Consider the following 13,529-nt stretch of genomic DNA (forward strand, 5'->3'; position numbering starts at 1 on the left):
CTGTCCATTTTTTGCGTATGCAAAGAAACGTTTTTATTGGCAGATAAGCAATTTAAAAGGGGAAAATATTAAGAAAGCCATCCGCTTGTTCCATTTTCAGGCTGTTTTTGGAGAGTGAGACGTGGTAATATATCATAAATAAAGAGGGTGTGTCGTAATACGCGATTCACCCTCTTTTCTTTATCAACGATAAGAGCGTAGTTAACTTTTTCAGGCAGCGATATTCTGAAGATAATCTCGATTATTTTGTTCCCAATAGCTTAAATGAGCGGTAATAAGGCCGTAAAGGTGTTTAATTGGCCAATTTATACCCTCTTTATTCATCTTGGTACACATCTTTTTTATATTGAAGGCGATGGCCAGGAAGGAAAAGTCCATGAGAACCTTGTCCTTTCCAAAATGACGGAAGCGCTTGTAGTTCATGTTGAATTTTATCTGTCCAAATACAGCTTCCGGTTCTATGCACCTTTGCCCTCTGTGTTTCAGCCCTTCTTCGGAACAGAGAAGTTCCCGGGCTTTCTGTTTGTATATCCAGAGTCGGTGATTCAGTTCTATCGTCCTGTTTCCTTTAGCTTTAAAACACAGACATCTTAACGGACATCCTTCGCATCTGACAGCCCTATACCTGGCATATTCGACTACATATCCGGATTCGGTTTTCGTATGCCTGGTGCCTGCCCTCTGCATCTTTTGTCCCATTGGACAGACACAGTAATCCTGTTCTTCATTGTAGAAAAAGTTTTCGGCTTTAAAAGGATTCGGTTTAAATCTTGGCCGCTGCTCCATGTGGAAATAATTGTATTTGACGTATGCTTCCATCCCGTTTTCCGACATAAAGTGGTAATTCTCTTCTGATCCGTAACCGGAATCAGCAACCACCGTATGAGCCAACTGGCCGTATCTGTCGGCAAAGGACTTCAGGAAGGGAATCATCGTCAAGGTGTCAGTCGGATTCGGGAAAAGAGAATAATCGATAATGAATTGATTTTCCGTAGCAATCTGAAGATTATATCCGGGTTTTGTCTGACCGTTGCGCATGGCATCCTCCTTCATTCTCATAAAGGTGGCCTCTTTGTCTGTCTTGGAATAAGAGTTGCGGTCCTGAAGATTGTCCAGATGGTTATTGTATTCCTGAAGCTTATCTCTATGTGCTTCCAGTTCTTTCAGCTGCCTGCGTTTCTTTCTCAGTGCAGATTTCTGCTCTTTCGTGGATGGTTCTGAAGCCTGTTCAAGGGCATTGCGTAATTCTCCTGCCATTTCTGTCAGCATGGAAGGGGAAAACTCAATTTCCTCGTTGTTTTCCGAAGCTTTTTCCTGAGCGATGACGTCATCTATTTGGCTTAACAAAACACTGATTTTCTTCATCAGTCGTTCACGGTTTCGCTCAACGCTCTTCCGCCATACAAAAGTATATTTGTTGGCCTTGGACTCAATCTTTGTTCCGTCAATATATTCCACATTCAGACTGATGAAACCTTTGGATGAAAGCAGAAGTACGGTTTGGGTAAACACTTCGTTAATTTCCTTCTTCACCCGGTTACGGAAACGGTTGATAGTAATGAAGTCCGGTTTCTCATAACCGGCTAACCATATGTAATGGATATCACGACGAAGATGCTTTTCTATTTTCCGGCAGGAGTATATATTGTTCATATAGGCATACAAGATAACCTTTAGCATCATCTTGGGATGGTAAGGACTACGGCCGTATTCTTTGTATAACTTCCTGAAACCTTCAAGATTCAGGCTTTCAACCAAAGCGTCAACCATGCGTACAGGATCGTTTTCTGCAATATCTTCATCGATTCTTTGCGGAAAAAGTACCGTTTGGTTGGGAGTGTATGGACGAAAATGTATCTTTGTCATATGTGTAAATCTTTATGCTTAAAGATACAAAATCTTTAGGTAATAACAAAGCCCCAGCTTGTGAAAGTCGGGGCTTTGTGCTAAAAAAGAAGGTGTGCTTTTTGACACACCTTCCCAATTAATTAATCAAAGATACTGTGTTTATTTCTGCTTAAACAATAACTGTGTATTGTTGATGTCTGCCCAAGCTGCCATTAACGTATGGAATGCCGGGTAATCTGAGCGCTTGATAAGGTTCGAATCGATTTTCAGGCTGCGAGAAACTTCTACTTTATTACCGTTCTGCTTGATGGTCTGAATACAGTTTCCTGCAGCGTTCGAGATGTTCTTCTCAGCTACCGGAGTACTCAATTCCATGTTGGCCGGAACTTCTATGGTATAAGTATAGGTTTCATTGGGCGCATACGGCAAGAACAGATTGCAGTCGCGTGTGCTGTTGAAAGATGCATACGGCTGATGGGAAACACCTGCCGGAGAATCAGGCAGACGAAGCAGATAATAACCCGGTACAGTTTCAACCTTCTCCGTTGTCTGATAGTTAACTGTAATCATATTCCCTTTCTGGCTGACAGATGCATTTTTATCACCTTCAGAGAAAGCTGTCGCCTTCGAATCTGAATAGGCTACGAAAGCAGCAGGAATGTTGGCTTTGATGGTCGATACAGCTTCTTTGTCCGTCAGCTTCATCGTTACGTCGTAAGATAAATCCGGTGAACAAGGAGTCAGATCCATTTCTTCTCCAGTCTTAAGATCCCGGATGTTGCAATAATCGGCTGTCCAGCCAATTTCGCTCATCTTCGGACTGCCGGAAGTCAAGAGATAAGTCTGTCCGTCGGCTTTCGCCTGGATAAAGAGGCGAATGGCTTTCAGGATAGAACATTCCTGAGGATCTTTTACCGGATAAGCGGCGCAAACCTTAGTCTCTATTTTGGCAGCCGACAACAGTCCGTACAGCAGGTTGATCAGTTCGGCGTCTGTTCCATAAGCAGTCCGGATGACATCTTCTGCCGAACGAATGCGATATCCGGTTTCGTTCAGCGACAGACGGCTATGTGCGAAGTCATTGACAATGAAATTGTGAATGGCCTGAAGTTTTTCCGTATCGGTGTTTTTCCCTTCCGTCAATGTTTCAGCCAGAGAAACCAACGGCATACTTTCCGGATGGTCAAATTGTTCGAACAGATAATTCAAGGCTTCTTTATTATTCTCGAATGTCGAGCAGGCCAGATATTGCATGTCTCCAGATTCAATACGCTGCATAGGAGCCAATGACGCCGGTTTAACATTCTTCAGGTTCCAGCTGATTGTGCGCATACCTTCTTCTACATTCATTTTAGCCATCACCTCCGGATTTGCCAGACTGTATGATAAGTCTCTGTCAACCGGGACAGTCACGGAAAGAGAATATTCCTTCACTGGACTTGCCTGTTGAATCGGTTCGAAGATATCTAGCTCCGGCAGATAACCGGCCTTGGATGTAATGGTATAATCCAGGTAAATTGTTGTTCCCAATTCCAGACCCGTATGAACAACCACCATTTCTTTCAGCTGATTGTAAGCTGGAGCATCAACAGCCGTGCGAGGAAGAACTTCTACAAACGCATTGTCGGGAGTTTTGACAATCGTTCCGTCTTTCTGCTTGGTGTACGAAGAATTGATCTTCAATGTCTGGTATTCCGGATTGTATTGAATGAATGATTCTCCATATAAACTTCGCATAGCCAGGTAAGAGTAAATGGTCAGCTCCATATTATAATGAAACACCTGACTGCCATCGGCATTCAATGCCCATGATTTAACGAGCTTCTTATATTCGGCTTCGGGAGCCGCAGAAACACTGACGGCTGTTCCTAATACGATAAGAAGACATATGATTTTATTGATCAAGTTAGTCATAGTTATATTGATTAGAATTATTTCTTGATTACTAAATAGTCTCCGTATGATTTGAATCCATTAACGGCATCCCGGAATCCGCACCAGTCGGATGCTTCATATACCCGTTTCTTGAGTGCCAGCTTCTGGTGCAGAACGATTTTATTGCCTTCCTGTTTCAGAGAACCTTCAAAATCGGCTGCCTGGCTTTGTTTGGCATCGCTTTTAGCTTCATTGCTCAACGTGTATCCGGCCGGCAACTGGATGGTTTCATCTTGTTCAACCAAACGAGAGCAGGCATCCTTAAAGCCAAACTCACGTTTTTCCAGACTTGTATCAATCCGCAGGAAGCTTTTGATGGAATTATAAAGGTTGTTCATGACCATCGGCTTGATCAATAACGCATCTTCGCCTTTGACGGCATAGTCGGGTATTTCATAACGGAAAACCAATCGGATAGGAGCGGCCTGATAATTAGCCGGATCTTTTCCCCAGTCGACGCTGATTAATTTAGCCTTGGGCGAAACTGCCAGCAGCTGTTTTTCCATACTGTTCTTCCAGTCGCTTTGCCATCCGGTTGTAAATACCCGGCGGACACTGGCATCCGACTGTCCTTCGGCTGTGACGATCAGTTCGCCACGCAAGGTTCCGTTGGCATCCAGCTTGTTGTTGGCTTTCATCCGGAAATAATGATTCTCGGGAGCAGAAACCGGAGTCAAACACAAATCGGAACCTTCCGGAATGCCGGGCAGATAATTCTGCTGTTGCTCGGCGCTGCTCCATAATTCGCGGACGAATGGAACCCACGTCGGGTCAAGCGGAATATATGTGCCGTTCGAAAGCTTGACGACTGCCACGCAGTGATTGAAATGGTCTGCCGGAATCTTCTCTACCCGGCTGCCAGCCATTGTCATGGCAGGATAAGCTTCGAATCCAGCCATACGCAAGAAGGCGATCAGCGTACCGGCAATATCCTTACAGACACCGCAGCGGTCGGTGTAGTTCATCTTCAGGTTATGCAACGTATAGCCTTCGCCTTTGCCCATTGAAATACCGGCATAACGGATGTTATCAGCCACCCAGTGAGTCAGGACGGCGATCTTTTCCATTTCTGTTTTCTTACCCTTGATCAGTTCATCTACCTTCTTCTGGGCTTCCGGTATCGGTTCAAAGCTTCCATAGTCTTCATTCACCTTGTTGAACCAAAGAGATTTGTCTTTCCATTCGGGCGTAGACGACAGCATGAGCTTGGGAGCAGCATCAAACAAGTCGACCATGTTCGGTTCCCGCTTTGTCGGAAGAGCATTCTCGAGTGCAAAGGTATAAGACTTCCGACCGTCTTCATAGTGCATGGAAGAAGCACATTCTCCCTGGAAGAATTCAAACTGGATTTCCTTTTCCATCGGGATATTCAGCTTGTATACTTTGCGGACAGTCGGTTCAGATACCCAGAATGGAACGATATCATAGAACTGTCCGCGCATCGGCGGAATGAAACGAGACTCATCGTCTTCAGCATCTGTCAGCAAAGCATAGGTAAATCCTTTCTTGCTGATTTCATATTCAACCACATCGCCCGGTTCCAGCCGGCCCAGTTCCAGCATGATATGACGGGCTCCCCAGTAAATGGCACGGGCAGGCGCTGCATAATCGCAGGCTTGTGTAACATCTACATTGACAACATCGCCATTGGCCCGGTAAATGGTTGCCTGTTTGAATTCGGCAAAAGCCGTCAACGGGTCATAATCATATTTGATTACATGGTTAGCCACACCACCGGCCGGTGTCTGTACTTTAAACTTACGGTAAACAGCAAACGATCCGGAGCCTGTCGGTTGAACCGAAACAGCTGTACTGTCCAGCAAAGTTATGCAGTCATAACCTGCAAATGCCGGATTCTCTAATGTCGGGTCTTGCGGAGCCTGACAGCTTTCACCGCTCTGTGCCCAGGCAACAGAAGCGAATGACAGCATAGAGAGCGTTACAATAGGTAAATATTTCATCTCTTTCAATTAATAATTAAAAGTTAATAATGTACGAGTTTTGCAGCAAGTTTCCGACATTCTGCCCGGCTTATCTTGCCGGTCTGCGTCAGGGGAAGAGCTTCTATCCAAAGAATCTGCTTGGGCTGCTGGTATTTGGGCAGAATAGATCGGATCTGTTCTGCCAGTTCTTCCGGACGAATCACCTCGTTCCTGTCTTTTTCTACCAGCAGGACCAATGCTTCTCCAAACTTGGGATGCGGAACCGCTGTCAGGGCAAAGTTAACAGAAATAATAGAACGGAGTGTCTTTTCTACACATTCTGTTTGAATTTTTATGCCTCCACTGTTGATTATGTTATCTTTTCGGCCAATAATCTGGAATGTCCCGTCCGGGAACAACTCGACGACATCGTTAGTCACAAGGGTTTCATCGCAGACTTGTGGGGCTTGAATAACCAATGTGTGATCGGCCGATAAGGATAGAGATACCGAAGGAAAAGGCTTATACCGCTCGGATGCCTCCGCTCCGTTCAGTCTTCTCAACGCAATATGGGAAAGTGTTTCGGTCATTCCGTAGGTCGAATACACCGCATTCTGCATTTTCTGCAAGGCGACTTCCAGCTGTTTGTCGATGGCTCCTCCGCCGATGATTAAGATTTCCGTGTCTTCCAGCCGGCTGGCTTCCTGTGGTACTGCCAGCGAATTGAATACTTGCAGTGGAATCATGGCGGCAAACCGGAGATGTTCGTTGACATCGGCCAGCGGATGACCGGAAGGCTCGCGGACGATAAGTTCCAGTCCGGCTACCAGAGCTCTTACGACGACCATCTTGCCGGCAATATACCGGAGCGGCATGCAGAGCAAAGCCTTATCTCCCTTTCGAAGCAGCAAGGCTTCGCAGGTGATGCGCGCACTGTTCATCATCTGTTCTTTCCGGACGAACAGTTCTTTGGGCGTGCCGGTAGAACCGGACGTATAGACGCGCAGCGTAGGAGATTCGTCGAACCATTCTTCCAGAAACTGTTTCAAGTCCTGATAAGGATGATCGGGTAAAGAGGAAAGACCTTTCCTATACGTTTCCATAGAAAAGGTCTTTCCCCCCAATATCAATGAACAGGCTTGCCAGGAAGCCTGTTGCCTGTGTTCTTTCATCATGCTTTCAGTATTATATGTCCGTTCTCCATACTGACATGATCCATGATGTTGGCTGGTGGGCGCTGGGCTTGCAGCTCTTTCTTCATGAAATCCATAAATGGAGCCACGTGGGCGAAATATTTCTTATAACCTTTACATAAGTAATTGAGTCCGGGCTCGCCGTCGGCTGTATGCAGGAAGCGGTTTTTCGGGCATTCGCCGTTGCAGGCAAACAAGAACTCACACTGCTTGCACACCTGCGGGAGTTTTTCGTACTTGTCGGCACCAAACTGCAGCTGCTTCTGGCTGTACATCATTTCCGTCAATGTCTGTGTCCGGATATTTCCGAGTTTATAGGCGGGAAAGACAAAATGGTCGCAGGCATATACGTCGCCGTTGAATTCCATCACTCCGGCATGTCCGCAGGTCTTTGCCATCGAACAAACGCCCGGTTGCACGCCAACCCAGTTGGCCAGTGTCGCGTCGAATATCTGGATGAAGAAGTTGCCTACGTCTTTTTGTACCCATTCATCGAACAGGGCACACAGGAAATCGCCCCATTTGCCGGCATCGACCGAGAAAGGAGCGAGTTTTATGTTAGCGTCCTGCTGCTCAGGAGAAGCGAGTCTGGTTCCGTCGGCATGAAAACCCAATCGTTCAACAATAGGAGCGAACTGGATATAATGGCAGTCTATCTCTTTAAAGAACTGGTAAAACTCCAATGGATAGTCAACATTATAATCATTCACCACCGCCATCCCGTTATACTCCACACCGTGCTTCTTGAGAAGCTCGATTCCTTTCATGACCTTGTAAAAGGACGGCTGACCTTGGCGGTTTCTCCGGTATTCGTCATGGAATTCCTGCGGACCGTCGATGGATACGCCTACCAGAAAGTGATTTTCCTTGAAGAAACGGCACCATTCGTCGTTCAGCAACGTCCCGTTGGTCTGAATGCAGTTGTCAACTCTTCTGCCTTTGGCATACTTTTGCTGCAGCGCCAGTGCCTTCCGGTAGAAGCTGATCGGACGCATCAGGGTTTCTCCGCCATGCCAGGTAAACAGGACTTCCTGCATCGTCTGGCATTCCATATATTGCTGAATGAACCTTTCCAGTAACTCGTCTGTCAGAATATGATTCTTTACATCCGGATAAAGTTTGTCCTTCTCCAGATAATAACAGTAATCGCAAGCCAGGTTGCATACCGAACCGACAGGTTTCAGCATGACATACACAGGCCGTGCGAAAGGTGAAATGTTACTCATGATTTCGATTCTCTTATTTCTTATAGTTCTTGTAGTCAATAACAAATGCCTCACTGATCCAGTTGGCCAGCGCCTGACGGTTATTGCTCAGCACAATCCGCTGCTGGTCATACTTGTTCTGGATATTTCCCAGCTCGATAAAGGCTGCAACCGGTGTCGTATTCCGCAACACATACAAGTCGCGTTTGCTCACTGTTCCGCGGAAACCTCTTCCCGGCTGATGATGGGCATATTTCCGCTGAAAGACCGATTTCATCGTATTCGTCAGCTTCCGGCTGGCTTTTGATCCGGTATTGTAGAAGTAGACATCCGTCTGTTTGCTGCGGCTCCGGCTGTCGACATGAATAAAGAGTGCTCTTTTGTAAGTTTCTTTATCCGTTTTATTCAGCTGGTTGATTTTAGCGCAGCGCTGTTTCAGCCGACTGACTTGGTTGAGCGGAATAGCTTTTCCCATGCAAGTCTCCCGTTTGCTGTTCTTCAGATACATATCATTGCGGATACCGTCTTTGGAATCCTGGATAATGATATGCACTTTGGCTCCGCGTATCATCAGGTTGCGGGCAATACGCAGGATGATATCGTAGGCATATTCATCTTCATGCAGCTCATGGTTCCCCATTTTTCCGATGGCTCCCGGATCAGGACCGCCATGTCCGCTGACCAGATAGAAACAAGCCCCTTTCAATTCATTGGATTCGACATTGTAGGAAGCCAGGTTTTTCCCGAACAGCGGTTCATATCCTTTGCGGCGTTTCGATGCCGGTTCCGATTTCACGGGTTGTTCGTTCTCCTTCAAAGGGGGAATCGTATATTTGACACCCGTTATCAGCATATTGTTTTTGCCCAATTTTGATTTGTTGAGCCGGATAAACTCTTTCTGATAATAACTGCCTGTCCGGTTGAACCGCTTCAGGAAGAGTTCAATTCCTTCGCCATTCTTCGGGTAGGCTTTCTCTTGGGCCCATAGAGCTATAGGCAAAAATAACAGAATGAGGAGTAACAGTCTGGAGTATTTGTGTTTCATACTTATCCAATGAGGCGTTTATAAATTTCCCGGGTTAAATAAATATCATACGAAGCATTATGCAGCTTGTCGGCTTCCAGCTCGATACCTAAGGCACGAGCTACCGTTTCCTGCTTGAAGTCGGGCATTTTATGCCGTTCTTCCAGCAAATGCTGGGTAGCCAGCACCATCACATCAATCGAGTTGACCCAAAACCAGGAATAAAAATAATTGTCTCCGTTCTGTACAAAAAAGGCTTTCAGGAAGTAGTTGTCGAACGAAGAATTATTATAACCGGCCAGGAAGAATTTATCGGTCCGGTCGTATTTATCGACATATTTGGAAAGCATTTGTACAAACTGCTTGTAAACCTCTTCCATCGGTGGATAGGCGAAAATCTGTTCTTTGGTTACGTGGCATATTTTCAATGCCTCTTCATCAACATCACATTGAGGATTCGGACGGACATGGAAATTAAAAGACTCTTTGCATTCTCCGTCAATGACGACCTCGCCACTGATCTGATGTATTCCGTTCCGCCAATAACGGATCCCCGTCGTTTCCAAATCAAAAAAGAGTATTTTCATCTTCTATACATTATTATATGTGCGGAACAAAGATAACGATATTTTTAGGATAAAGTATTTTTTGTCTGGCGGAAAAGTATCTGGCCCGTGAATGAAAGTTGGAAAACTGCCGGGATATTCTTTAGTTCACGTCGTGGATTACTTAGTTCACACCGTGAATTACTTAGTTCACGCCGTGGATTAAGTAGTTCACGCCGTGAACTAAAGAATTACCGGTATTTTCTGCATCTTTTCCCCGTAGGGTAACAAAGAATTTAAACCACCATTTTCAATTTATCTTGGATGTTTTTCACTAAAAATACAAGGTTATCCCAAGATTAATCCGTAAGTTTGCAAACAACCTAAAACACAAATTAAAATGTATAAAAGACTTTTCTTCGCTTGCACGATAGCTGGTGCGTTATTCGCCAACATTTCGTGTACAAGCACACAAGAGACATCGGTAGCCGATATCAATATTATTCCATTACCCAAGTCCGTCACCCAGGAATCAGGCTCGTTTCTTCTGACAGACGGGATGACGATTGGTATTTCTGATCCCTCGCTGAAGCCTGCGGCCGAATACCTGGCATCGCTGCTGGCCCGTTCGACAGGTTATCATTTATCGGTTAAGGAAGGGCTGGATGGAGACATCCAATTGTCGCTGGCCGATAGCTTTTCGCCGAAGGAAGGCAGTTATTCGCTGCACGTAGGCAAGAAAAATATAACGATTTCATCGGGTAATTACGGTGGCTTTATTGCCGGTATCCAGACACTTCGCCAACTTTTCCCGGCTGAAATTGAATCGGCTGTGGAACTTCCGGGCAATACCTGGGCTTTGCCGGCCGTAACCATCACCGACGAACCCCGTTTCAGCTGGAGAGGAGTCATGCTCGACGTTTCCCGTCATTTCTATTCTCCGGATGAAGTGAAGGAATTGCTTGACCTGATGGCTCTTTATAAGCTGAATAAATTTCACTGGCACCTGACAGACGACCAGGGCTGGCGTATTGAGATCAAAAAGTATCCGCTGTTGACTGAAAAAGGAGCATGGCGGCCGTTTAACTCGCAAGACCGGGAATGCATGCGCCGGGCGAAGGCGGAAGATAACAAGGATTTTGAGATTCCGGCCGAGAAACTGCGTATCGTCCAGGGTGATACACTGTACGGTGGCTTTTATACCCAGGAAGAAATCAAGGATATCGTCAAATATGCCGGTATTCGTGGTATCGATGTGATTCCGGAAATCGATATGCCGGGCCACATGCTGGCTGCTGTCAGCAACTATAATGGCGTTTCCTGCTTTGCGCAGACCGGTTGGGGAAAGTCGTTTTCATCGCCTGTTTGCCCGGGAAAAGACTCGGCTTTAGAGTTCTGTAAGAATGTGTATGCCGAAATCATTCCTTTATTCCCGTACAAATACATTCACTTAGGTGCCGATGAAGTAGAAAAGACAAACTGGAAGAAATGTCCGGACTGCCAGAAACGGATGAAAGATGAAGGTCTGAAGACGGAAGAAGAACTGCAGTCGTGGTTCGTTCATTACATGGAGCATTTCTTCAACGAGCACGGTAAGAACCTGATCGGCTGGGACGAGATACTGGAAGGCGGACTTTCGGAAACGGCTACTATTATGTGGTGGCGTAACTGGCATCCGCAGTCGCTTCCCGAAGCTACGGCTCAGGGCAACCAGGCTATTTACTGCCCGAATGCCAATTTCTACCTGGATGTTCAGCAGGATCGTAAATCCGTCAGAAATCTCTATGAATACGTTTTGGCTCCCGATTCCTTAAGCGAGGAGCAACGCAGTCTGATCTTAGGCGCTCAGGGAAATATCTGGTGCGAATGGATTCCTTCGGTTGCACGATTGCAGTATATGGCATTCCCGCGGGTTATGGCATTGGCTGAAAAGACCTGGAGCGATCCGGCTATGTGTTACTGGGACGATTTCCAGAAACGTATGATCGGTCAGTTCGCCCGTTTGAATGTTCTTGGCGTAAATTACCGCACACCGGATTTGGAAGGATTCCATGCCGTCAATGCCTTTGTAGGAGAAACGGATGTCCGGATTACCTGCGTTGATCCAAGCATCGAAATTCATTATACCACAGACGGGACAATTCCGACTTTGGAATCGCCGGTTTACGAAGGACCGATGAAGATAAGCGAATCCACCGATTACACGCTGCGTTCCTTTAAGTCGGATGGAAAGGCTGGAGATATTTTCCGTACCCGTTATTTAAAACAGGAATATGCTCCGGCAGATGCTGATGCTCAGCCACAGAAGACCGGACTTCAGGCCATGTGGCACGAAGGACGTTTCGACTCATGTGCTGCCATCCAGAAAATACCGGCAAAAGCAACCTTTGAAGTATCGGATGTTACGATTCCATCGGAAGTAAAGGGCGACATCGGACTGGTAATCAAAGGCTATATAAATATTCCGGCTGAAGGTATTTATACGTTTTATCTGCTTTCGGATGATGGCAGTATACTGAAGATCGACGATGAAATCGTAGTTGACAATGACGGACCGCATGCTCCGGCAGAAATATCCGGACAGAAAGCCTTGGCTAAAGGCCTGCATCCGATCGAAGTACAATACTTTGATTACAACGGCGGTCTGCTGCAACTTAACGTATATGATCCATCCGGAAAGAAGATGGATGTAAATACAGGAATCTATGCTTACTGATGCAAGGCCGTAAGTGCAGTCGCAAGGGAAAAACAGGCAGAGAATAATTTAAGTAATAGTTTAAGAACCCAAGGGTAAATAATTATCAATGGCACTATTAACGAAGCTGAATCATTCTCTGCCATCCACAGAATAAAGCTAAAAGACTGATTTTTTATTCTTTTTGGCGATTTTTTTAGTGATAAGTTGTAGTAATATTAAATTTATTTATACCTTTGCACCCCGTAAGCGGTAAATAACCGCTATCCAAGAAAACACTTCCGCTCTGTTCGTGATGCTAGTTCAGAAAAGAAGTTTCTGAGAAAAAGAAATACGATTTGTATGTCAACAAGAAGATGTGCAGGTCCGTTTCTTTGTAGAGATTATTTTTCGAATCATTACATGTAATAAAAAGAAGATAGAGATGTCTAAAATTTGTCAAATTACCGGAAAAAAAGCAATGGTTGGCAACAACGTTTCTCACTCTAAGAGAAGAACGAAACGTAAGTTTGATGTTAACCTGTTTACAAAGAAGTTCTATTGGGTAGAACAGGATTGCTGGATTAGCCTGAAGATCTCTGCAGCAGGCTTGCGTACAATTAACAAATTAGGATTGGATGCTGCTATTAAAATGGCTGCTGAAAAGGGTTATTTAAACGCTTAATAGGAGGATTTAAACAATGGCAAAGAAAGCAAAAGGAAACAGAGTTCAGGTTATTCTGGAATGTACTGAACACAAAGACAGCGGTATGCCGGGTACTTCTCGTTATATCACTACTAAAAACAGAAAGAATACAACTCAGAGATTGGAATTGATGAAATACAATCCGATTCTGAAGAAGATGACTTTACATAAAGAAATTAAGTAATAGGAGATTTGAACAATGGCAAAGAAAGCAGTTGCAACATTTAAGAAAGGTGATGGACGTACTTTCTCTAAAGTAATTAAGATGGTAAAGTCTCCGAAAACCGGTGCTTACATCTTCCAGGAAGAAATGATTCCGAACGAAGCAGTAAAGGATTATTTCAACAAATAATTCTTGAAGCATAAGAAATAAGAAAAGAGGCTTTTTCCCGGCAAAAAGGGAGAAAGCCTCTTTTTTGTTCTCAAATAAATCCTTAACTTTGTATCTTGAGTCGCATAGGAGAAACGGCTTGTGCG

Annotated in this window: 11 protein-coding genes; 4 read left to right on the forward strand and 7 right to left on the reverse strand. The window is 45.1% G+C overall.

All coding sequences use genetic code 11. The features are described 5' to 3' along the window. Positions 1–210 precede the first annotated feature (210 nt). From NEE14_RS02950 to NEE14_RS02980, 7 genes are all read right to left on the reverse strand, one after another. The gene (locus NEE14_RS02950) at positions 211–1,866 is read right to left on the reverse strand and encodes an IS1182 family transposase (RefSeq protein ID WP_338578715.1); all 1,656 of its coding nucleotides are present in this window, start codon (positions 1,864–1,866) and stop codon (positions 211–213) included. A gap of 141 nt (positions 1,867–2,007) precedes the next feature. After that, positions 2,008–3,762 (reverse strand): DUF3857 domain-containing protein, encoded by a 1,755-nt coding sequence (locus NEE14_RS02955; RefSeq protein WP_251966355.1) that lies wholly within the window; start codon positions 3,760–3,762, stop codon positions 2,008–2,010. Between the two features lie 17 nt (positions 3,763–3,779). Continuing rightward, positions 3,780–5,744 (reverse strand): DUF3857 domain-containing protein, encoded by a 1,965-nt coding sequence (locus NEE14_RS02960; RefSeq protein WP_251966356.1) that lies wholly within the window; start codon positions 5,742–5,744, stop codon positions 3,780–3,782. A gap of 23 nt (positions 5,745–5,767) precedes the next feature. Beyond that, positions 5,768–6,880 carry an AMP-binding protein gene (locus tag NEE14_RS02965; RefSeq protein ID WP_422394669.1) on the reverse strand — a complete coding sequence of 371 codons (1,113 nt, stop codon included), beginning with the start codon at positions 6,878–6,880 and terminating at the stop codon, positions 5,768–5,770. After that, on the reverse strand, positions 6,877–8,124 hold the full coding sequence (locus tag NEE14_RS02970; RefSeq protein ID WP_251966357.1) for an anaerobic sulfatase-maturation protein: 1,248 nt from the start codon (positions 8,122–8,124) through the stop codon (positions 6,877–6,879). Before NEE14_RS02970 ends, NEE14_RS02965 begins: the two co-directional genes overlap by 4 nt. Positions 8,125–8,137: 13 nt before the next feature. Next, positions 8,138–9,148, reverse strand: coding sequence for an N-acetylmuramoyl-L-alanine amidase family protein (locus NEE14_RS02975; protein ID WP_251966358.1), 1,011 nt, complete (start codon positions 9,146–9,148; stop codon positions 8,138–8,140). Between the two features lie 2 nt (positions 9,149–9,150). Next, the gene (locus tag NEE14_RS02980; protein WP_251966359.1) at positions 9,151–9,714 is read right to left on the reverse strand and encodes a 3'-5' exonuclease; all 564 of its coding nucleotides are present in this window, start codon (positions 9,712–9,714) and stop codon (positions 9,151–9,153) included. 358 nt (positions 9,715–10,072) lie between these two features. Between NEE14_RS02980 and NEE14_RS02985 the strand changes: the two genes are divergently transcribed. From NEE14_RS02985 to NEE14_RS03000, 4 genes are all read left to right on the forward strand, one after another. Further along, entirely contained in the window at positions 10,073–12,388 is a 2,316-nt protein-coding gene (locus tag NEE14_RS02985; RefSeq protein ID WP_251966360.1) for a family 20 glycosylhydrolase, read from the forward strand. Between the two features lie 403 nt (positions 12,389–12,791). Beyond that, positions 12,792–13,031 (forward strand): 50S ribosomal protein L28, encoded by a 240-nt coding sequence (gene rpmB, locus NEE14_RS02990; RefSeq protein WP_022457269.1) that lies wholly within the window; start codon positions 12,792–12,794, stop codon positions 13,029–13,031. Between the two features lie 16 nt (positions 13,032–13,047). Then, positions 13,048–13,236: a 50S ribosomal protein L33 gene (rpmG, locus tag NEE14_RS02995; RefSeq protein ID WP_005638127.1), complete on the forward strand. Its 189-nt coding sequence runs from the start codon at positions 13,048–13,050 to the stop codon at positions 13,234–13,236. 15 nt (positions 13,237–13,251) lie between these two features. Beyond that, a complete protein-coding gene (locus NEE14_RS03000) occupies positions 13,252–13,404 on the forward strand; it encodes a DUF4295 domain-containing protein (RefSeq protein WP_251966361.1) in 153 nt (50 codons plus the stop codon). The last annotated feature ends 125 nt before the right edge of the window (positions 13,405–13,529 follow it).

This window comes from Parabacteroides sp. AD58 (assembly GCF_023744375.2).
GTDB classification, from domain to species: Bacteria; Bacteroidota; Bacteroidia; order Bacteroidales; family Tannerellaceae; genus Parabacteroides; species Parabacteroides absconsus.